Here is a 21,544-nt window from a genome sequence, read left to right as displayed (position 1 = left end):
TCTTACAACAGACCAATAGCCTGCCTAGGATGTGCGCATTCGCCAAGGAAAATCGCCATGTACAACCCCAAAGCCTTTGCCGTTGAAGAGTTGACCCAACTGCAACACATGATCGGCGAATGCCGCCTGGCCGTATTGGTCACCCAGGGCGAGCAGGGTTTGCAGGCCAGTCACTTGCCGCTGCTGCTGGACCCGCAGCAAGGTCCCAACGGTACCCTGTACGGGCATCTGGCCCGAGCCAATCCACAATGGCGCGACCTGGAAGCCGGCGCCGAGGCACTGGTGATATTCGCCGGCGCCGACGCCTACGTCAGCCCGGCTTTCTATCCTGGCAAAGCGGAGCACGGCAAAGTCGTGCCGACTTGGAACTACCTGGCCGTCCATGCCTACGGCACCGCCGAGGTCTTCAGCGATGCCCATCGCTTGCGCAACCTGGTGAGCGCCCTCACCGACCGCCACGAAGCCGGCCGCGCCCAGCCGTGGAAAGTCGATGACGCGCCGCCCGACTACATCGACAGCATGCTCAAGGCCATCGTCGGCTTCGCCTTGCCAATCCAGCGCCTGGAGGGCAAACGCAAGCTCAGCCAGAACCGCACGCCTGCCGATGCAGCCGGGGTGCGCAACGGGCTCGCCGCCAGCCCCGACCCACAGGATCAGGCGCTCTCACGCTTGATGCCTGCCCCACCGACCGAGGAATGAATATGAGCCAACCCCGGATCCGTCTCGTTACTGCTGACGATTACGCCGCCTGGCTGCCGTTGTGGCAGGCTTACCTGCGGTTCTATAAGACCGAACTGCCGGACGCGGTGACCCAAAGCACTTGGCAACGCCTGCTCGATGACCGCGAACCGACCCACGGCGCACTCGCCTGGGACGGTGATGTCGCGGTAGGCCTGGTGCATTTCATTTATCACCGCTCGAACTGGAGCATCGAGAACTCCTGTTACCTGCAGGACCTGCTGGTGACCGAGAAAAGCCGGGGCACCGGGGTCGGCCGCCAGCTCATCGAATTCGTCTATGCCACCGCCAAGGCCGACGGGTGCTGCAAGGTCCATTGGCTGACCCACGAGACCAATGCAACGGCGATCCAGCTCTATGAACGCATCGCCGAACGCCCAGGCTTCATTCAATTTCGCAAAGCCCTGTAAGGAGCACAGCATGTCGATTTCACTCGCCGATTGGAAAGGTGTCCCGGCGCCGTCCACCCGGCTGATCGAAGGCCGTTTCATCCGCCTGGAGAAGCTCGATCCGGCGCGCCATGGCGATGGCCTTTGGCACGCCCTGGAAGGCCCCGGCGCCGATCCGAAGCTGTGGGACTACCTGCCTTATGGTCCCTTCCCGGAGCGCAAGGCTTTCGACGCGTGGCTGGATAACCACGCCGCCAACACCGACCCCTATTTTTTCACCGTGATCGACCGCGCCAGTGGCGATGTGCAGGGCATCCTCAGCCTGATGTCCATCGTACCGGCCCAGGGTCGCATCGAGATTGGCCATGTGACCTTTGGTGCGCCGATGCAGCGCTCGCCGAAAAGCACCGAAGCGGTCTACCTGCTGGCCAAAGAGGCTTTCGCCCTGGGTTATCGGCGTCTGGAATGGAAGTGCAACAACGCCAACGCCCGCTCCAGGTACGCAGCCGAACGGCTGGGCTTTACCTTCGAAGGGGTGTTCCGCCAGCACATGGTGGTCAAGGGGCAGAACCGCGACACGGCCTGGTATTCGATGCTCGACTCGGAATGGCCGGCGATCGGCGCAGGGTTCGAGCGGTGGTTGAGCGAGGAGAACCAGAGCGAGGGTGGGCAGGTGCGCAGTCTGGTGGAGTGCCGCACGCAGGTGGTTGATTGAAGGTCCGTCATCGCGAGCAGGGCTCGCTCCCATATGGGTTAGTTGTGCTTACAGATCCTGTATCCACCGCAATGCCCTATGGGAGCGAGCCTTGCTCGCGATGGCGGCACTTCAGCCACCACAAGCCAATAGCAATTACTCAGGCTTTGGCTTCATCTCACCAATCTGCTTCAGCGAATCGGATGTAACACCGCGTCTTGCGTACTGCCAGGCCCAGTCCGGTATGGCCAGATGACTTTCCAGGTACACGGCAAAATCCAGACGGCTATGACCCAGGCGGTTGGTGGGGAAATCAAAATTGTAGAGATATTGCTGGGCCCGACGCTGGCCGATGGAAAGCAGGCGCTGGATGATCTGGTTGGCGCGGAACTCTTCCGGTGCAAGGCTGCTTCTCAAGGCAAGGGCAAGATGCAGCTCGGAATTCAATGCCCTGGGTTCGGCCAGTGCCCGTCGGATGGTGGCGTCGCTGAAGTGTGGCCCGATCAGGTCGGCCCAGATCTGACGCGCATACTCCTGGCGGAGTTTCTGTAAAGAGCTCCAGAGATTCGGGGTGTCGAATAACAACGCGACCCTGCTGTTGGACGGAGGCTGCCCTGGAACGCTGAACAGTTTTGCGAGAGCCGGTATATCGTTGTCCATGATGTTTCCCCACGCGCCTCCCTGGAACTCCAGGAAATCCGCCAACTCTTCCTGACGCGTGACGATGCTCTGCAGGTTCTGATCGTCAAACAACTGCATCCAGTCGACATCGATGCTTTCGGTGCGCTGCAATTCGCTGTAGCGGGTGCTCGCATACTCCGCGAGAAGCTGGAAACGCTTATCGGACAGAACCGGGTTACGTATCCATCGGGCCACTTCGCTCACCCGCAACATGCCGCCCAGGTTATGCGCGATGATCGGCGATCTGAGGAGCAGATTCGCCCTTCTCAGCAGGGCGGGAAAACGCCCTAGAGCGGTCTTGAACAGGTCGACGGTTCTTTCGGCCCTGTCCGTGTAGATGAAATGATCGAACAAGTCTGAGGTATCTTCGATGTACTTGCCGGCATCAGTCGCTAATAGACTCTTGGCATCATCCAGATCGTCGCTGTTGACCAGATAGGCCCCATCGAGCAGGGCTTCCATCTGATCTTCGTCCAGATGACCGTGCAGCGCTTCGTCATACAAGATATAAGCCGAGTTGTTATTCGGGTGGTGATTCACCAACTGCCTTGCGGTCACGCCGTATTCCAGCAGGATATGGGCCACGTCATTGGTGATCAGCAGGAACTGGTCATTGAGCAGCTCCTGGACCAGCTCATGCTCGACAGGCCCCACCAGGAGGTCCTGGAACAGTTGCTCCATGGACTGCCTTTCCTGCCCGGAAAACGGCGCATTGATACTTGGCACCAATCTGGCCGGAGGTCTCTGGGACAATATGCGCCCCACTTGCTGGAGGATTTCCGGCGGCAATCGGGTTCCAGGATCTGCAGTGATCGCCGTGCGCACCGAACTGTTTGCATGCAGATCCAGGTAACGCAAGACCGGTTGGAACAAGCGATGCGGATTGGGTGCGCCATAAACGATCCGAGTGAGATCGAGCATCGCAGCATGGCCCATCAGGTTGACCAGCGAAGGCGCATTTTCAAAAAGCGCTTCCTGTGTCCGGGTGGCTTGCGGTGCCAGGTAATGGCCTAGTTGCGGATGTTGATCGACATAGCCGGCCACTTCGTTTCGCAAACCTTGCATGGAAAACGTTTCCTGCGCCTGACCTTCGTTCAACCCGCGAATGATCGCGTTGAAAAAACAATCGCCGTCGGCCGGGATCTCGACGACCTCCTCACCCAGCACCACGCTGTAATGATCCTGAGCCGTTCGACGCAATACCACATCGGTCTCTGTTCGATCCGGGTGAGTGCCCATCGGATAGATGGTTTCGTGCTGACCCGGGGTATAGCGCACGGACCAGACACGCTCAGGCGTCAACTCATCGATGATCAACAGGCTTCGGTTTTGCGGCCAACTCGCCAGGCGTGTCATGATCGATGGGACCAGGTCCATGACTTGAGTATTCCAGGTACCCGGGGTCCGAATCGAAGCAGCAACGGTTGAGAGCGCGATGGCCGGGATCTTGGGTCTGGATGGCCCGGGCTGAGGCGATGAGTCCGCCGGACGCTTGCCGCCTCCGCGACCGAAACCCACGGCACGCCATTCTCCGTCCGACATTCTTGCCACCGTACTTCTCATCACCCCGCTGGAGCGGATGTTCAACCCCGTTAGCGGATCGACCAACTCGGCCTCGGTGGCATTCAGTCTCGTATAGTCGTGGACCCGAAACACCGTCCCGTCGGGCTGGCGCACGTACACCGGGCGCGCCGTAACGCTTCCGGTAGCGACGTTGCTGACCGTCGCACGGTAAAAGCCCTGCGCATCGGCCATGAGCCCTTGAATCACCGACAGATCCTTCACGGCATAAGGACCGTAGATCGCCCCGTCCAGCGGCAACCCGGCCAGGGCTTCATCCTGGCTCTGACGAGCCGTCACCCCTCGGAAAAAGGACTGACCCCGTGTTGGCAAAGTCGCGTTGCGGGTCAGGCGCCATCCGCCATGGTTCGCCACGGCATGCACGAATGCCAGGGTCTTCAGGTTCAGCGGGATAGCCCCGGTCCTGTACACCAGCAAACCCGTCTTGACGGCGCTCTTGAGCATCTGGAAGCCCGGTGCCAGGAACATACCGGCCAGTTCCATGACGATCTCGATCACCATCTGCCCCAGCCTGCCATAGGTTTGATGGCGGACATTGCGATTGCTGTTGGAGCGGTGATCGGCATGGGCACTGTGAAAATCGACATGGGCCCGGTGCAGGACGTCGAGAAGGTTTCCGCTGATCAACGCGCCGCGAATCAGCGGACGACCACCCTGTTGGCCCAGGGTACGCTTTATCTGTGATGGGTCGTTCGTAGAGATACGCGAACGGAAATAGGCCTGCCACTCTTCCCTTGGCAACAGCCCGGCAATGCCATCGCTCAGGTCGGCGAACTCATGGAAATCCTCGCCCTCGGGACTGTCGGGGAAATAGACACCGACGGTGCCCTTGATATCCGGCCCCTCCTGGTCGGAAAACACCAGCACGCCGTTGATGCTGACCGCATTGCCCATACGGGCGTGCCGGCCTGCGGCGGCTATGCTGCCACCCAACACCAGACCATAGACGTGCACGCTGCGGCCCATTACTGGCGTACGCGTCCCTGTCGAGGGCGAGCGCAGGACAGCCTCCAGCCAGAGCCAGAGTTGCTTCGTTGATTTGGGCGGGCTGAATGCCGGGTCGACCACCTGAGCCTTGAACACTGCGTCGCCCTTGAGCGAAGCCTCATAGCCTTTGAACTTCAGATTGGCCAGATATGCTGCCTGCCAGGCCTTCTTGTAGGCAGGCTTGTTCATTTCCTCCCTGAGCATGGCTTCGTAACTTCCACCGGCATCGATGCTCGTCACCATCCTGGCGAGTTCGCGCCCGCTTAAGGTGATGAAATAGCCGTTGGCCGGGTTGCGGATGCGATCGCCGTCCGCATCGAAGAGGTAGGCGCTCAGCACTTCCCTCATGGCGTTCGGGTACTGGGACGGCCGCAGGTTGTCCAACAGCAACTGGGTCAGGCTGGTAACACGGGACTGTCTCGGGTTGGCCCGCTGCCCATAGAAAAACGTGACCAGGGTCTGGTCCGGATCAGGCTCTATGGCCGGGTGCACGGTTTTTTGCAGGTACTGCCTGATCTTCTGGCGAGTGAACTGCAGCAAAGTCTTGATATCGCCGCTTGCCCACGAATACGCGGCTTCCAATACCCGCAGTTCCAGACTGCGATAATGGGATTTCTGCGATGAACTCGCCGCTTTGAAGAAGTCGGGGCGATTGTCCTCAACCAGCGTCTCCTGCCGGACAGCCAGGGGGCCGGCAAGGGACAGCATGGGCAGCTCGAGCGCATCGTCCACACCCAGGGCGAAGGCGGGCAAGGTGAGCAATTCGGTTGCCGAAGCACTCAGATAGGCGTCCAGTGCAGTGCTTTGCCAGCGCAGCAGGTCATCGGCCGCTGTTTCGAAGACATGCCCTGACAATTCAGAGGAGATATCCCTGATCGTGCGCTTTTGTCCCTCGAAGACGGGTTCCGTTTTTTGGATCAGTTCCTGGAAGGAGCGGAACCTTTGTATCCCGCCTTCCAGCGAATACAGGAACAAGAAAGACTGATCGGCCCGTTTGATCACCATTGCACCCGGCCATTTACGGGGCGTCGCGGCCCCCATGTCGAGCATGACGGCGTAGGCATGGGGAATGGGCGCCCGCAGCAGGCGGTTTCGGTCCGCCATGGCAGGATGGGTCGTGATGAGGTCAAGCAGGCGATCTTCGTCGTTGCGAACGTTGCGCTCACTCTGGGTCAGTTGAAGGGTCGGATCCCGATCGGCCTTGTACAGATCGAACAGATACAGAAAACGTCGGCTCAACAAATGAGCCAGCGCCGCTTCTGCCGTGGATGGGGGTGGCGTACCAAGTGTGGCCCCTACACTTTTGTTCGCGCGAAACGCGATAAGGTCATCGAGGAACTGGCGCTTGAGGCTTTCGTCAGTCACCGGTTGAGCGATGTGGAAAACCGACTCCATGGTCGCCGCGGTCTTCTGGTCCAGGGGGCTGGTCAGCAGGCTGTCGGCTTCTTCCACCGCATCCGGACGAGCGAAGAAGCCCACGCCAGCGACCGTGTAGGTGGGCGGTGTATCCGATGCCAGGCAGCTCAGCAGGACGTCGGTAAAGCGTTGCGAGGAAATCAGCGAACGCTGCCCCGTCGAGTCGACCGTGAAGTGATTGACATAGCAGTGATCCGGGTCCAAGTGCTTGAGTGCCGATGCTCGGAATTTCCCTTCGGGCATCCTCGTCCTGATCCTGCTCACCAGCAGGTTCTTGAGCACCGTGTCGAACGTTGGAAGCGCGGCGAACAATCGGGCCAGCTTCACCTGATTGGCATCCAGGAGTCCCAGTTGTCGCAGTTGCTCTTTTTCACGGGCGCCGAGCAGATTGCCCTGGGCATCCACCTCGGTGACAACGGCTTGTCCGATGCCCTGGTAACCGGGCGCAATGCCGGCTCGCAATTGCTGCAAGACCTCTTGCGAAAGGGCTTTACCGTTGGCCCGTAGCGACGAGTAGTCCAGGGCCATGTGACTTCGGTGGGGATAGGCCCAGCCGTCGCGGGGCGAAAACGCCGAAGAAGAGGCCCGGCTTTGATGAGCCGCCAGGAAACCCTGGGTGACGGCGCTGCGCAATGGAACCCAGGCGGTTTTCCTTTCGGCGGCCGAATCGATTGTCGTCACTTCCTGATAAGTGACTTGAACCTGCGCATCACCGGTCAGGCCCCATTGACCGAGCCATTGATCGGCGAATGTGTGCGGCTGAAAACGAATACCGTTGGGTAACAGGCTGATGGGTTTCAAGGAGAGGTCCCGGTTGTTGTTGAGGAACCGGGAACCTATCGCCTCGTTCGATCAGCGATGACATACATATGTATCGCGGCGGCGGGAAAATGTAAGCCGCCATGTCTGCTTAAGGGTTCAGGCCAGCTTTTGCGCCAACACCGCGATGTGCTCCGGTCCGATCCCGCAGCAACCGCCCAGGTGGCTCGCGCCGCGCTTCTGCCAGTCGGCCGCCCACTGGAGGTAGCCCGGCGGATCGAGATCGTCGCGCAATGGATCCAGGCCATCGTTGGCCGTCGCTTCCTTCGGTTGTGGAGGGAATGCATTGGCATAGGCACCGATGTGGATCTTCACACCCAGGCGTTCGAAGGTTTCCCGCGCGGCATCGATCGCAGCGCCGATGACCTCCGGCTGGCTGCAGTTGAACAGCAGCGCTTCAGCGCCCAGTTCCGCCGCCACCGCTGCCGCGTCCGCCACGGGCTCGCCGGAACGCAGGCGTGGCACTTCGTCGGTGTCTTCATCCTTCAAGGTAAACGACAACCAGAACGGCTTGCCGTCGCTTGGCAGGCCGGCGTGAATCGCCTTCGCTTCGACCGTCGAGCTTTGGGTTTCGGCCAGCCACAGATCGACATGAGGGGCCAGTCCGGTCACCAGAGGCGTGAGCAATTCGCTCGCGCGGGACGCATCGAACAGATCGGGCCGGTAAGACCCGAACAAAGGTGGCAAGGACCCGGCCACCCGTACCGCCTTGCCGGACGCCTGCACGGCCCGCCGCGCCAGCTCTCCGGCCAGCGCCGCCAATGCCTGGCCTTCCTCGGCAAAACGCGCTTCGCCGATATGAAACGGCACGACTGCATAGCTGTTGCTGGTGATGACGTTGGCACCACTGGCGATATAAGCCGCATGCACCGCCTCGACCGCCTGGGGCGCTTCGCTCAGGGCCAGCGCCGACCACTCGGGCTGTCGAAACGGCGCGCCCCGGCGTTGCAGTTCGCGGCCCATGCCGCCATCCAGAATGACTGTCTTTGCTGAGCCCATATGCGATTCACTCATAAGCTTATGAAAATTACTCACTACCGGAGCCGTTCTTATAACTATTTAATACGCACTCTTTAGTTAACCACAACCTGTATTTTCAGCCAGGGGCCTTACATGAAACTTCAACCACTGCTGGCCCTCGGCCTGACACTGCTGGCCGCCACATCGCAAGCGTTCGCCGGTGCAACGCTGGACCGCATCGAACAGAAAAAGGAACTGGTCGGCGTCTTGATGGAAAGCTACCCGCCCTTCTCATTCCTGAATGAGCAGAACCAGCTCGACGGGTTCGATGTGGATGTGGCCAAGGCGGTGGCGCAGAAACTCGGCGTGAAATTGCGCCTGGAAACGCCGTCCTGGGACGTGATCGCCGCCGGGCACTGGAGCGGCCGCTACGACATTTGCATCTGCTCCATGACTCCGAGCAAGGCACGCGCCGAAGTCTTCGACTTTCCGGTGCAGTACTACGCTTCACCAGCGGTGATCGTGGTCAACGCCAAGGACGACAGCATCCATGGCGCCAAGGACTTGAGCGGCAAGAAAATCGGCCTGACCAGTGCCTCCAGCTACGAGAGCTACCTGAACAAGAACCTGGTGATTGAAGGCGCTGAAGACACTCAGTTGAGCTACCCCTTCGAAAACGTGCAGATCGCCCCTTACGACACCGACAACGTGGCCTTCCAGGACTTGGGCCTGGGCGCCGGGGTGCGACTGGACGCGGTATTGACCAACCTGGTGACCGCCCAGCCACGCCTGACCGAAGACAAGCGCTTCAAGCTGGCGGGCGAGCCTTTGTATTCCGAACCGAACTCGGTGGCCATCGAAAAGGGCGACGCCCAGTGGAACAGCAAGGTGCGTGAAGTCTTCGCGCAGTTGAAACAGGACGGTACCTTGAGCAAACTCTCGCAAAAATGGATCGGCGCCGACATCACCCAATGACCTCTTTCCCGTCCCCTTCCGAGCCACCGCAAGCGGTGGCTCAGTCGCGCCTGCAAAAAATCTTCGGCTTTCGCACACGGCTGTACCTGACCTGGGCCGCCATGCTGGTGCTGTTCGCGAGTTTTTTCCTGACCTTCGATCTGAAGTTCTCCATCATCCTCGATAAGCTGCCAAACCTGGTCGGCCTGCACCTGGCACCCAATGGATTTCTGCAAGGGGCGGCGCTAACCCTGTTCCTGTGCCTGTGTTCGATCATCGCTTCGTCACTGCTGGGCTTCGCAGCCGCCCTGGCAAGGCTGTCCCGCAGCGCCGTGGCGTTCGGCATTGCCAGCTTCTACGCATCGTTCTTTCGCGGCACCCCCCTGCTGATCCAGATCCTTTTGATCTACCTCGGCCTGCCACAACTGGGCGTGGTTCCGGGCGCAATCGCCGCCGGCGTGATCGCCCTGTCGCTGAACTACGGCGCCTACCTGAGCGAAATCTTCCGCGCCGGCATCCTCGGCGTGCCTCATGGACAGCGCGAAGCCTCCCTGGCCCTGGGCCTGAGCGACACCGTGATCTTCTGGCGTGTCACCCTGCCCCAGGCCATGCGTACCATCATCCCGCCGACCACCAACCAATTCATCTCCATGCTCAAGGACTCCTCCCTGATTTCGGTGATGGGCGTCTGGGAGGTGATGTTTCTGGCGCAGTCTTATGGCCGCTCCAGCTACCGTTACATCGAAATGCTCACCACGGCGGCGATCATCTACTGGCTGATGTCCATCGCCCTGGAGCTGATCCAGGCGCGGATGGAGCGGCATTACGGGAAGGCGTATCTCAAGCGGAGTTGAAGATTTCCAGGTGGTCAAACAGACAGGTCCGATCAGGCTGTAGGGCAACGCCTCACGCCATGGAAGTCAACCGGCAATGACTTGAACGCAATCCGATCCAGCCTACGTATCGCCTCCCTCATGTCCCGCCAGAAACGAGGAAACTACCGGCATCGCGCCCAGGGTTGGAATTTCTAAAGTGCGGCTTCTTCCCATGAGAGGCCACATTCGATGCCTACCCAACACTTATACCCGCCCCAACACCTTGCCCTGGCGGTTGCTCTGGTACTCGGCTTCGCCGACATTTCCCTGGCCCAGCAGCCTGCCGATATCTCCACGACCGCTGCGCAGAAAGAGCGCCTCGAAGCAATCGCAAACGCCGCGGACACCAAGCGCACCCACGCGAAAAAACCGCGCAAGGGCGATGCGATATGGAACAAGTCCAACGACCTGGTCATCATCAGTGCCGGCGGGAGGTTTCCTGGAGTCCTGGACGGAGGCGGTGGAGCCAACGTCCTGCGATTGGATGCCGCCAAGTACCCCCAATTGGATAAAGCCATTAATTTCGAGGCTCTGCATGTCACCGCCGGCAACTGGGAGCACACCGGTGATTTCAATGGCTGGGGCGTGATCGAGCCCGACACCACGCTGCTCAATACCGGCCGGATACAGGGTCAGGTCGGGGTCCTCGGCGGGTTCGACAATCAAGGGACCGTGACACACGGCGTGGCCGTCGAGCCCGGTGCCCGGATGACGAATTCGGGCACGGTGAGCGGCCGTGTCGATGTGCGCGAAAACGCCTGGTTCGCCGGCAAAGGAACGGTGGGCGACCTGCATGTGGGGGGAATCCTGGAAGTCGGTCCAACGACTGGCGCCCCCTCGGTGATGAGGGATTTCTCACTGTCGGAAACCGCCGTGCTGGTCTACGGCGTCAACCCTGCCGGGGACAGCGCCACGATCAATGTCGAAGGCACCGCAGCGCTCAACAACGCAACGTTAAAGATCGATGCCGCAGCGGGGGAATACCTCGACACCCGCGAACACACCGTCATCAAGGCTTCCAGGGTCGAGGGTGAATTCGGAAACGTCGTCAATGAGCTTGCCTACATGACCGCGACGCCCCGTTACGAGGCGACACAGGTGAATCTGATCTACGCCCGCAACGACGTTCCACTCGACGCGGGGGCAACGTCCGATAACGGGCGGGAGTTCGCAGTGAACGCCAGAGAACCGCAAGTCGTCCCAGCACCGGAGCCCAGGCCGGTGCAGACGCCGGCCGTCGCACAGGCGCCTGTCGACAAAACGAGAATAACTGTACCGATACCCAAACCCGCCAAGCCCCCCATCACAGCCCCCGCCGCACCAGCAGCAGCGGTCAACCAGTCACACGCCGCACAACCCGTTGCCAAGCCCAACGCCGCCATCACCGCCCTGCTGGGCAGCAACCGAATCGTCGCCGCCGATGCCATCGACCAACTGACCGGCTCTCCCACGGCAGACCTGGCCAATGCCACCCTGAACAGCATCGCCCCGATCAGCACCGGCATGCTTTCCGCCATGGGTCGACAAACGCCGGGAAGCGCGCCTCCCGACGGTCAGGTCTGGGTCCAGGCCATCGGCAACAGCGGCGTGGTTGGCAGGCAATGGGAAAGCGAGGCCCTGAAACATTCAACGAAGGGCCTGATGCTGGGAACCGATTGGGCTGTCAGTCCTGAATGGCGCCTGGGAATCATCGGCAGCAAGACGCAAACACGCCTGGACGGTTATCGATTCGACGGCGAACTCGACAGTTGGTACCTGGGCGCCTACGCCTTGCGTCAGGGCGGGCCATGGGCCCTGCGCCTGGGCGCCGTTTATGGCGACCATGACGGCAGTACCAAGCGTCACGTGGCTTTCAACGGTTTCAGCGACCGTCTCAAGGGACGTTACGATGCCAGCACCCAGCAGGTGTTCGGGCAAATCGGCTACAACCTGGGTAGCGCCCCTCTGGTGGCCGAACCCTATGCCCTCCTGGGTTACCAGCGCTATCAACGCGACCGCTATACGGAAAAAGGTGGCGACGCGGCATTGAAAGTCGACGGCCAGACCCAGGACTATTACAACAGCACCCTGGGCCTGCGCCTCGCCCGTACCTTTGCCCTTGATCAAGGCGTACAGCTGACGCCCCGCCTCAATGTCGGCTGGAAACACATCTACGGCGATGTGACGGGCAGCGCCCGCCAGAGCCTGGTAGCCGGGGGAGACGCCTATACAGTTGAAGGCACCGAGCTGGATCGTGACAGCTTGCTTCTCGAAGCAGGACTGGACCTGACGATCTCGCCAAGGCATACGCTGGGGGTGGGTTATAACGGTGAAACGGGTAACGACAACCGCAGCCATGCCTTGATGGGGCAGTGGCGGATGATGTTCTGATCCATTTCCCTTCATCCCTCTGGGAGCAAAGCTTGCTCGCGATGCAAGCGACTCGGATCCCGCTTGTACCGAGGCGCGGCTATCGCGGGCAAGCTTTGCCACAGGCTCCGTCCTACAGGGGGCTGCAGAAAAAACGGGCATAAAAAAAAGGGGAGCACATGCCCCCCCGAGGTTAAACGTTGCATCGAGGCTGTTCGATCAGCCTTCGATCTCGATCAGGATTTCGCCCGGATTGACCCGGTCGCCCTTCGCCACATGGATGGCGGTGACCTTGCCAGCGATGGCGGCCTGCACTTCGGTTTCCATCTTCATGGCTTCGGTGATCAATACCGCCTGGCCGGCCTTCACCACATCGCCTTCCTTGACCAGTACATCGACGATGTTGCCCGGCATGGTGGTGCTGACGTGGCCCGGTGCAGTGGCTTGCTTGCGCTTGCTGCTGCCGCCGCCGACGAACTCGTTGAGCGGTTCGAAGACGACTTCCTCCGGCATGCCATCGATGGACAGGTAGAAGTGACGCTTGCCTTCGGCCTTGACACCGACGCCGGTAATGTCGACGCGGTAGGTTTCGCCGTGCACGTCGATGACGAACTCGGTCGGCACGCCTTCGCCGCCGGCAGAGCTGACAGCGCCCGCCTCGGGGATCGGCAACAGCACTTCCGGCGTCAACGTGCCCGCTTCGCGCTCCTCAAGGAACTTGCGACCGATGTCCGGGAACATGGCGTAGGTCAGAACGTCTTCTTCAGACTTGGCCAGCGCGCCGATTTCACCGCGCAGCTTGGTCATTTCCGGCTTGAGCAGATCGGCCGGACGCACGTCGATCACGTCCTCGCTGCCGATGGCCTGGCGACGCAGTTTCTCATTCACCGCACCCGGCGCCTTGCCGTAGCCGCCCTGCAAATAGAGCTTCACTTCGTTGGTGATGGTCTTGTAGCGCTCACCGGCCAGCACGTTGAAAAACGCCTGGGTGCCGACGATCTGCGAAGTCGGAGTCACCAGCGGCGGGAAGCCGAGGTCTTCGCGTACGCGCGGGATTTCCGCCAGCACTTCGTTCATGCGGTTGAGCGCGCCCTGCTCTTTCAACTGGTTGGCGAGGTTGGAGATCATCCCGCCCGGCACCTGGTTGACTTGCACACGGGTATCCACCGCCGTGAATTCGCTTTCGAACTGGTGGTACTTCTTGCGCACGGCGTAGAAATACAGGCCGATCTCCTGCAGCAGCTCCAGGTCCAGACCGGTGTCGAATTCACTGCCCTTGAGGGCCGCCACCATCGATTCGGTGCCCGGATGGCTGGTGCCCCAGGCGAAGCTGGAGATCGCGGTGTCGATATGGTCGGCGCCGTTTTCCACGGCCTTGAGCTGGCACATCGCAGCCAGGCCGGCAGTGTCGTGGGAGTGGATGAACACGGGCAACGATTGCTCGGCCTTCAGCGCCTTCACCAGCTCGCCCGTGGCGTATGGCGTCAGCAGGCCGGCCATGTCCTTGATGGCGACCGAGTCGCAGCCCATGGCTTCCATCTGCTTGGCCTGGGCCACGAAAGCGTCGATGGTATGCACCGGGCTGGTGGTGTAGGCGATGGTGCCCTGGGCATGCTTGCCGGCAGCCTTCACCGCTTCGATGGCGACCCGCAGGTTACGCACATCATTCATCGCATCGAAAATACGGAACACATCGATGCCGTTGACCGCAGCCTTGGCCACGAACGCCCTGACCACGTCATCGCTGTAATGGCGGTAGCCCAACAGGTTCTGGCCGCGCAGCAGCATCTGCAGACGGGTGTTGGGCAGCGCGGCGCGCAGTTGGCGCAGGCGCTCCCACGGATCTTCCTTGAGGAAGCGCACGCAGGCGTCGAATGTCGCGCCGCCCCAGACTTCCAGCGACCAATAGCCGACTTTGTCGAGTTTGTCGCAGATCGGCAGCATGTCTTCAGTGCGCATGCGGGTAGCAAGCAGCGATTGGTGAGCGTCGCGCAGGATTGTGTCGGTTACGTGGATCTTCTTGGACATTGTCATGGTTCCTTACAGGCCTGCGTGGGCGGCAATGGCGGCGGCGATGGCCAAGGCCAGCTCTTCGGGTTTGCGCTTGATCGAGTAGTTGGTCAGTTCAGGGTGGCTTTCGACGAAGCTGGTGTTGAACTGGCCGCTACGGAATTCCGGGTTGCGCAGGATTTCCTGGTAATACGCGGCGGTGGTCTTGACCCCTTGCAGGCGCATGTCGTCCAGAGCCCGCAAACCACGGTCCATGGCTTCTTCCCAGGTCAACGCCCAGACCACCAGTTTCAGGCACATCGAATCGTAGAACGGTGGAATGGTGTAGCCGGTGTAGATCGCCGTATCGGTGCGCACACCCGGGCCGCCAGGGGCGTAGTAACGAGTGATCTTGCCGAAGCTGGGCAGGAAGTTGTTTTTCGGGTCCTCGGCGTTGATCCGGAACTGCAAAGCGAAACCGCGATGCTGGATGTCTTCCTGCTTGACCGACAGCGGCAGTCCGGAAGCGATGCGGATCTGCTCGCGGACAATGTCGATACCGGTGATTTCTTCGGTGATGGTGTGCTCCACCTGCACCCGGGTATTCATCTCCATGAAGTACACCTCGCCCTCGGCGAGCAGGAACTCCACGGTGCCAGCATTCTCATAACCCACGGCCTTGGCGGCGCGCACCGACAGGTCGCCAATATAGGCGCGCTGCTCGGGAGTCAGCTGGGGGCTGGGGGCGATTTCGATCAGCTTCTGGTTGCGACGCTGAATCGAACAGTCGCGCTCGAACAGATGCACCACGTTGCCGAAACTGTCGCCCAGGATCTGCGCTTCGATGTGCTTGGGATTGACGATGCACTTTTCCAGGAACACTTCCGCCGAACCGAACGCCTTAGTGGCTTCGGAAATCACGCGGGGGAAGGCCTGCTCGAGTTCTTCGCGGCTGTTGCAGCGACGAATACCCCGACCGCCACCGCCGGACGTGGCCTTGAGCATCACCGGATAACCGATCCGGTCGCCTTCGGCCAACGCCTCTTCAATGCCCGACACGTTGCCTTCGGTGCCTGGAGTGACCGGGACACCGGCCTTGATCATGCTGCGGCGCGCTTCGGTCTTGTCACCCATGCGCCGGATGACTTCCGCCGCAGGGCCGATGAATTTGATGCCACGTTCGGCACAGATGTCGGCCAGCTCGGCATTTTCCGAAAGGAAACCATAACCAGGATGCAACGCATCACAGCCAGTTTCCACGGCGAGGTTCACCAGTTTGCGCGGATTGAGATAGCCGGCCAGCGGATCGGCGCCGATGCTGTGGGCCTCGTCCGCACGCTTGACATGCAAGGCATGACGGTCAGCGTCGGAGTAGACCGCGACCGAGCGGATGCCCATCTCGGCGCAAGCACGCACGATGCGGACGGCAATCTCACCACGGTTGGCGATCAGGATCTTTGTTATCAATTGGAGGTTCCCTTGAGCCGGTGATACCACGGCCTGAAGATCAGGCCGACGCGTGACCAGATGTAACAATCGGTCGCAGCTCCACACTAGTACTGGCCGTTGATTAACAAAAATGAATAATTATTGGGTCATGCATAAACCAGGACTTATAGTTAAGCCAATCGTTTTGGGTCGAGGTAGCTGAATCGTGCGTAAGTCATTGATGCGTATGACATTGCGTCAACTGCAGATTTTCAATGAGGTGTGCGACCTGAGGTCCTACAGCCGTGCAGCCGACGAAATGTCACTCACACAACCTGCCGTCAGCCTACAGATTCGGTCCCTTGAAGAGCTGATCGGCCAGCCGCTGTTTGAGTATGTAGGCAAAAAACTCTACATGACCGAAGCCGCCGAAGCCCTCCAACGCGCCAGCCGGGACATCTTCGGGCGTCTGGAAAATCTCGATATGCAGCTGTCGGACATGCAGGGCTCTTTGCAAGGCCAATTGAAGCTGGCGGTGGAGTCGAGCGCTAAATATTTCGTGCCGCACCTGTTTGCCGCGTTCAAGCGCCAGCATCCGGAGGTCAACCTGAGTCTTACAGTGGTCAACCGTGGCCAGGTGATACGCCGGCTTTCGGATAACCGTGACGACTTGGTGATCATGTCCATGGTGCCCCAGGACATGGGCTTGGAATTCCTGCCGTTTCTCAACAATCCAATCGTGGCCGTCGCACCACCGGACCACCCGTTGTGCCACGTGGGACCGCTGCGCTTGCAGGACCTGGAGCCCTACACGCTGCTGTTGCGCGAACCAGGGTCCGGCACGCGGCTGGCCTGCGAAGAATACTTCAAGGAGAAGCGGGTGCATTTCACCCAGACATTGGAAGTCGCCTCAGCGGAGGCCCAACGCGAATGCGTAGTGGCCGGACTGGGCGTGGCGCTGTTGACACGCCACGCCGTGAGCCGCGAACTATCCTCTGGCGCACTCATCGAGCTGCCGGTGGAGGAACTGCCACTGTATCGAAGCTGGTGCCTGGTACAGGCCAGGGCGAAACGATTGTCGCCGGTGGCCCACGCCTTCCTGGCGTTCGTTCGCGGCGAACGGGCTCAGATCATTGGCCTGGTTGAGCGTTTCGACGGGAAGCCACCGGCGTTGCCTGCCAGTAATTGAATTCCATTGCGTCAGGAAATTCGCTGATTTCGGCCAGGAGTTGGCGCTGTTCAAAGCGGTCTTCGATTGCACGACGGAACGCCATGCGGCGCTGGTCTTCCTGCTGACGACGGGTTTTGACGGCGCTGCGTTCTTCGTAGGACTGGGTCATGTCGAGACTCCCAAGACGTATACGGGAATTTCAAGATGAACGCGCGGGATGACGGTTTGGCGGCGTACGGGTGACAGAACGATGAATTAAGGGAATGAGATCCTTCTGGAGGGTTAAATCTGTGGCGAGGAGATGTATCCCCGTTGGGCTGCGAAGCAGCCCTCACCCGAGAACGCCACACCTGCAAAATAAATACACCGGAGAAAAGCTTGGGACTGCTGCGCAGTCCAGCGGGGATAAATCCCCTCGCCACAAGCGCGCGCCCTGATGATATGGAACTCAGTCGTCCAGCGCCTTCACCGACTTGGGAGACAGCCGAAGGCTGCGCAGGCTGCGCTTGACGCTCTTGAGGTGGTTGACCAGGCTCGGACCGCGGGCCATGGCGACACCCATTGCCAGCACGTCGATAACCACCAGGTGCGCGATGCGCGAAGTCAAGGGCGTGTAGATTTCGGTGTCTTCATGCACATCGATGGCCAGGTTTACCGTCGAGAGCTCGGCCAATGGCGTCTGGCTCGGGCACAAGGTGATCAGCGAGGCACCGCTTTCACGCACCAGGTTGGCGGTGATCAACAGGTCCTTGGAGCGACCCGACTGGGAAATGCAGATCGCCACGTCGGTGGGTTTCAACGTGACCGCCGACATCGCCTGCATGTGCGGGTCGGAATAGGCAGCTGCCGTGAGCAGCAGACGGAAAAACTTGTGTTGCGCATCGGCCGCCACCGCGCCCGATGCACCGAAGCCATAGAACTCGACACGCTGGGCCTGGGACATGGCCGTGACGGCTTTTTGCAAGGCCACCGGGTCGAGCTTCTCACGAACCTCCATCAGGGTATGCAGGGTCGTGTCGAATATCTTCAGGCTGTAGTCGGCGACCGAGTCGTCTTCATGGATCGCGAACTGACCGAAGCTCGCACCGGCCGCCAGGCTTTGTGCAAGCTTGAGTTTCAGATCCTGGAAGCCCGAGCAACCGATGGCGCGGCAGAAACGCACGATCGTCGGCTCGCTGATGCCGACGCTGTGGGCAAGATCAGCCATGGAGCTGTGCATCACGGCCGCGGGATCGAGCAGTACGTGATCGGCGACTTTCAGTTCCGATTTGCGCAGCAGGTGGCGTGACTGGGCGATGTGTTGCAACAGGTTCAAGGGGCTGGACTCTTGTTATTGGCGGCGTTATTGGCAGGTGCCAGGAAGCAGCGATGATGTAGCCAAGCTTGTAGTTATACTACATGAATTACCTTTTTGCCCGCCCAATGCGTAACTCGATCTCCCGATTCCATGCCGCATGCGCGTCATGTAGCAGAGGTGGGCCATAAATCGCCAGGGCTGCCGCTCAACAGCACAGCCAGGCTCTGCGCCTCGACCGGGCGGCTGACCAGGTAGCCCTGGACTTCATCGCAATGCTCGGCTTTGAGAAATGCCAGCTGGCCCTGCCGCTCAACGCCTTCGGCAACCACCTTGAGCGACAACCCGTGAGCCATGGCGATGATCGCCCGGGTAATCGCGGCATCCTCACCGCCCTCCTCCAACCCGCGTATGAATGCCTGGTCGATCTTCACGTAATCCACCGGGATACGCTTGAGGTAGCTCAGGGAAGAATAGCCGGTGCCGAAATCGTCGATCGCCAGTTTGACCCCGAGATCACGCAGTTGCTGGAAGGTGGCGATGATGTGTTCGACGCTGTCGAGCAACTGGCTCTCGGTCAGCTCCAGTTCCAGGTACTGAGGCGCCAGACCGGTTTCTTCCAGCACTTGCCGCACGAGACTGACCAACTTGCCCTGGCGTAACTGATGCACCGACAGATTCACCGATACCCTGATCGGCGCCAGCCCCTGGCGCTGCCATTCGCAGGCCTGCCAGCAGGCCTGACGCAGTACGAACTCGCCAATCGGTCCGATCAGCCCGGTCTCTTCGGCCAAACCGATGAACTCCGCGGGCGGCACCCGGCCCATGGTCGGATGATCCCAGCGTACCAAGGCTTCGGCGGCGTTCAAACGACCGGTTTCCAGACACAGCTTGGGTTGGTAGAACACCTTCAGTTGCTGCTCTTCCAGGGCTTTGCGCAATTGGTTTTCCAGTTGCAGGCGCTCCAGCGTGCTGGCCTGGAGGCTGTCGGTGTAGAACTGGAAATTATTGCCTCCCAGATGCTTGGCATGTTGCATGGCCATGTTCGCCTGGCTGACCAGTGTCGCGACCTCGCGCGCGTTGTCGGGTAACAGGCTGATGCCGATGGAGGCACTGACTACCAGTTCATGGCCTTCGATGGTCAGCGGCAGGCGCAACTTGGCGGACAGACGGGTCGCCACCCGCGCCAGGCTCGAAAGATTGCCATAGGCATCGAACAGCACCCCGAACTCATCGCCCGACAGCCGGGCGATGGTATCGGCCTCGGGCAGTGCGTTGATCAGCCGCCGGGCGATTTTCTGTAATAACTGGTCGGCAATGTCATGCCCCAGACTGTCGTTCAGCAACTTGAAACGATCCAGATCGATATGCAGCAAGGCCAGGCTGCGCCGCGCTCCCTGCCGCACACGCTGGTGGGCCTCATGCAAGCGCTCACGGAACAGCGAACGGTTCGCCAGTCCTGTCAGATCATCATAGTGGGTCAGGTAGCGCATCCGTTCCTCGGATTGGCGCCGGGCGGAAAGATCCGCGAAGAAGCCCACGATATGGCTAACATTTCCTCGAATATCGCGCACAATATTCAGCTGTAGCCATTGCGGATACAGCTCGCCGTTGGCCCGTGCCTCGACCAGCTCGCCCTGCCAAGTGCCGTGTGCCTTGAGGGCCTGGCGAATGATCGAATAGTGCCGACGCGCATCCCGGCTGCAGGGCAGATCCACCACATTGCGTCCCAGCATGTCATCGATATTGAAACCGGTAACCCGAGTGAACGCCTGGTTGGCGGCAAGCAATGCGTAATTAGGGTCGAAGATCACGATGCCTTCACTGGCGGCTTCGAACACCGTGGCCGCCAACTGTTGCTGCTGCTCCAGCTCTTTACTGGCGCTGATGTTCCGTCGGGTACCGACCATGCGCAACACCCGTCCGCTGGCGCTGCGCTCCACGGCCCGACCACGGTCTTCGATCCAGACCCAGTGCCCATCGCTGTGGCGGATGCGGTATTCGATCTGGTAATCCTCGCTGCGGCCCTTGAGGTGTTCGATCAGAGCCCGCTTGAGTGCCGGCAAATCTTGCGGATGCAGGCGAGGCGTGAGATGGCTGAGCATGGCCGTGACGTATTCACGCTCCAGTCCGAACAGCTCCTTGAGCTGGGTGTGGTGGACTTCATCGGTTTGCAGGTTCCAGTCCCAGAGCCCCAGCTCACTGGCCTTGAGGGCCAACGCCAGGCGGGCTTCGCTCTTGCTCAGGGCCTGGCTGGCCACCTCCAGCTCAAGGCTCCGCTGAGCCACCCTCGCTTCGAGGCCAACCTGGGCGGCGCGCAACTGTTCCTCGGCGAGACGACGTTGCTCCACCTCCCTGGCCAACGCCTCGTTGAGCTGGGCGCTACGGGTTTGCGTTTGCTGCAAATGCTCGATCAGCGCCTGATTCTGAAACCGTCGAAGCATGCCACTTTGCATCAAACGGTTGACCTGCCAGGCCACCACGCTCAACGAAACCAGCACCACCAGCCCGAGCCAACCCCAACCGTGCTGCTGTGCATCATCGCCCAGGAAAAGGAAGCCGATCGCCGGCAACAGGCAGGGCAAGGTAAAGGACAGGAACGCCGGCAGGCTCACGGCATAGGCCACACTGGCGGACAAGGTAGCCGCGCCGATCAGACCAAACACCCAGGCCTGCTGCTGGAAGCTGTCGGCCGGTACCAGGGCGATGCCGGCGCCGGCCAGCGTCAGTCCGGTCATCGCCGAACCCAGCAAAAACATTCGCAGCCACATGGGGTGTGCCTGGCGGCTTGGCATCGCAGAGTCGAAGGCCGCCACCTGAATCACCCGCAGGGCCACCAGCGACAACAACCAGACCAGCCAGACAGTGACCAGGAAATAGCGCGACGGCTCCCACAACAGCACTGCGCAGACCAGGCCGTTGACCAGCATGAACAACGTTGGCAGCAGCGAGCCCTGGTACAGCAACCGTGTACGCTCCACCGCCATCTCCGTGGCGTACTGCTTGCAGATGATCCGTGGTTCCACACAGGGGCCTGCCAGATCGGAATTGAGGGTCATAGGCACTGTTCTTGTTCTTATCACGAGGGCACGGAGAACCCGAAGCGACCACGAGCATACACAAGCACGGGGCCATCCCACACTGCTGTAGCTCATAAAAATACGCAAAAAACTCGCTGCTTCAATGAACGGCCAAGGCGCCGAACGAGCCCCGGCAACG

At 60.5% G+C, this 21,544-nt stretch carries 14 protein-coding genes; 7 read left to right on the top strand and 7 right to left on the bottom strand.

Annotated elements, in window-relative coordinates; all coding sequences use genetic code 11:
* Window positions 1-57 precede the first annotated feature (57 nt).
* The 3 genes from EGM97_RS10065 to EGM97_RS10055 are packed head-to-tail and all read left to right on the top strand — an operon-like array spanning window position 58 to window position 1,842.
* Window positions 58-699, top strand: a complete 642-nt coding sequence (locus tag EGM97_RS10065) for an FMN-binding negative transcriptional regulator (protein WP_238964862.1) — start codon at window positions 58-60, stop codon at window positions 697-699.
* 2 nt (window positions 700-701) lie between these two features.
* Window positions 702-1,148 carry a GNAT family N-acetyltransferase gene (locus EGM97_RS10060; RefSeq protein WP_238964863.1) on the top strand — a complete coding sequence of 149 codons (447 nt, stop codon included), beginning with the start codon at window positions 702-704 and terminating at the stop codon, window positions 1,146-1,148.
* 10 nt (window positions 1,149-1,158) lie between these two features.
* Entirely contained in the window at window positions 1,159-1,842 is a 684-nt protein-coding gene (locus EGM97_RS10055) for a GNAT family N-acetyltransferase (protein ID WP_238964864.1), read from the top strand.
* Between the two features lie 135 nt (window positions 1,843-1,977).
* Here EGM97_RS10055 and EGM97_RS10050 read toward each other — a convergent pair whose 3' ends face one another.
* Both EGM97_RS10050 and EGM97_RS10045 read right to left on the bottom strand, forming a co-directional pair.
* Window positions 1,978-7,287: an OTU domain-containing protein gene (locus EGM97_RS10050; protein WP_343075408.1), complete on the bottom strand. Its 5,310-nt coding sequence runs from the start codon at window positions 7,285-7,287 to the stop codon at window positions 1,978-1,980.
* A 117-nt stretch (window positions 7,288-7,404) separates the two neighbouring features.
* Complete coding sequence (locus EGM97_RS10045) at window positions 7,405-8,304, bottom strand: homocysteine S-methyltransferase family protein (protein WP_238964865.1); 900 nt, start codon at window positions 8,302-8,304, stop codon at window positions 7,405-7,407.
* A gap of 114 nt (window positions 8,305-8,418) precedes the next feature.
* On the opposite strand from EGM97_RS10045, the gene EGM97_RS10040 reads away from it, so the two are divergent.
* The 3 genes from EGM97_RS10040 to EGM97_RS10030 all read left to right on the top strand — a co-directional run bounded on the left by EGM97_RS10040 (window position 8,419) and on the right by EGM97_RS10030 (window position 12,464).
* Window positions 8,419-9,240 carry an ABC transporter substrate-binding protein gene (locus EGM97_RS10040; RefSeq protein WP_238964866.1) on the top strand — a complete coding sequence of 274 codons (822 nt, stop codon included), beginning with the start codon at window positions 8,419-8,421 and terminating at the stop codon, window positions 9,238-9,240.
* Complete coding sequence (locus EGM97_RS10035) at window positions 9,237-10,073, top strand: amino acid ABC transporter permease (RefSeq protein WP_238964867.1); 837 nt, start codon at window positions 9,237-9,239, stop codon at window positions 10,071-10,073. Before EGM97_RS10040 ends, EGM97_RS10035 begins: the two co-directional genes overlap by 4 nt.
* Before the next feature lie 210 nt (window positions 10,074-10,283).
* Window positions 10,284-12,464, top strand: coding sequence for an autotransporter outer membrane beta-barrel domain-containing protein (locus EGM97_RS10030; protein WP_238964868.1), 2,181 nt, complete (start codon window positions 10,284-10,286; stop codon window positions 12,462-12,464).
* Window positions 12,465-12,662: 198 nt separating this feature from the next.
* On the opposite strand, the gene oadA is transcribed toward EGM97_RS10030, so the two are convergent.
* Window positions 12,663-14,471, bottom strand: a complete 1,809-nt coding sequence (gene oadA / locus EGM97_RS10025; protein WP_238964869.1) for a sodium-extruding oxaloacetate decarboxylase subunit alpha — start codon at window positions 14,469-14,471, stop codon at window positions 12,663-12,665.
* 12 nt (window positions 14,472-14,483) lie between these two features.
* Window positions 14,484-15,899: an acetyl-CoA carboxylase biotin carboxylase subunit gene (locus EGM97_RS10020; RefSeq protein WP_053149054.1), complete on the bottom strand. Its 1,416-nt coding sequence runs from the start codon at window positions 15,897-15,899 to the stop codon at window positions 14,484-14,486.
* A gap of 187 nt (window positions 15,900-16,086) precedes the next feature.
* Between EGM97_RS10020 and EGM97_RS10015 the strand changes: the two genes are divergently transcribed.
* Entirely contained in the window at window positions 16,087-17,049 is a 963-nt protein-coding gene (locus EGM97_RS10015; protein WP_053149057.1) for a LysR family transcriptional regulator, read from the top strand.
* On the opposite strand, the gene EGM97_RS10010 is transcribed toward EGM97_RS10015, so the two are convergent.
* The 3 genes from EGM97_RS10010 to EGM97_RS10000 all read right to left on the bottom strand — a co-directional run bounded on the left by EGM97_RS10010 (window position 16,991) and on the right by EGM97_RS10000 (window position 21,384).
* On the bottom strand, window positions 16,991-17,200 hold the full coding sequence (locus EGM97_RS10010; RefSeq protein WP_238964870.1) for a PA3496 family putative envelope integrity protein: 210 nt from the start codon (window positions 17,198-17,200) through the stop codon (window positions 16,991-16,993). The two genes, EGM97_RS10015 and EGM97_RS10010, sit on opposite strands and share 59 nt — an antisense overlap.
* A 279-nt stretch (window positions 17,201-17,479) precedes the next feature.
* Window positions 17,480-18,346 (bottom strand): transcriptional regulator HexR, encoded by an 867-nt coding sequence (gene hexR, locus EGM97_RS10005; RefSeq protein WP_003187110.1) that lies wholly within the window; start codon window positions 18,344-18,346, stop codon window positions 17,480-17,482.
* Between the two features lie 146 nt (window positions 18,347-18,492).
* Window positions 18,493-21,384, bottom strand: a complete 2,892-nt coding sequence (locus EGM97_RS10000; RefSeq protein ID WP_238964871.1) for an EAL domain-containing protein — start codon at window positions 21,382-21,384, stop codon at window positions 18,493-18,495.
* Window positions 21,385-21,544: the final 160 nt, after the last annotated feature.

Origin of the sequence: Pseudomonas sp. AF32, assembly GCF_022342325.2 — a bacterium.
Taxonomy (GTDB): Bacteria; Pseudomonadota; Gammaproteobacteria; order Pseudomonadales; family Pseudomonadaceae; genus Aquipseudomonas; species Aquipseudomonas uvaldensis.
The sequence above is the reverse complement of the archived record's forward strand: the minus strand, read 5'-3'. Positions and strand labels throughout refer to the sequence as shown.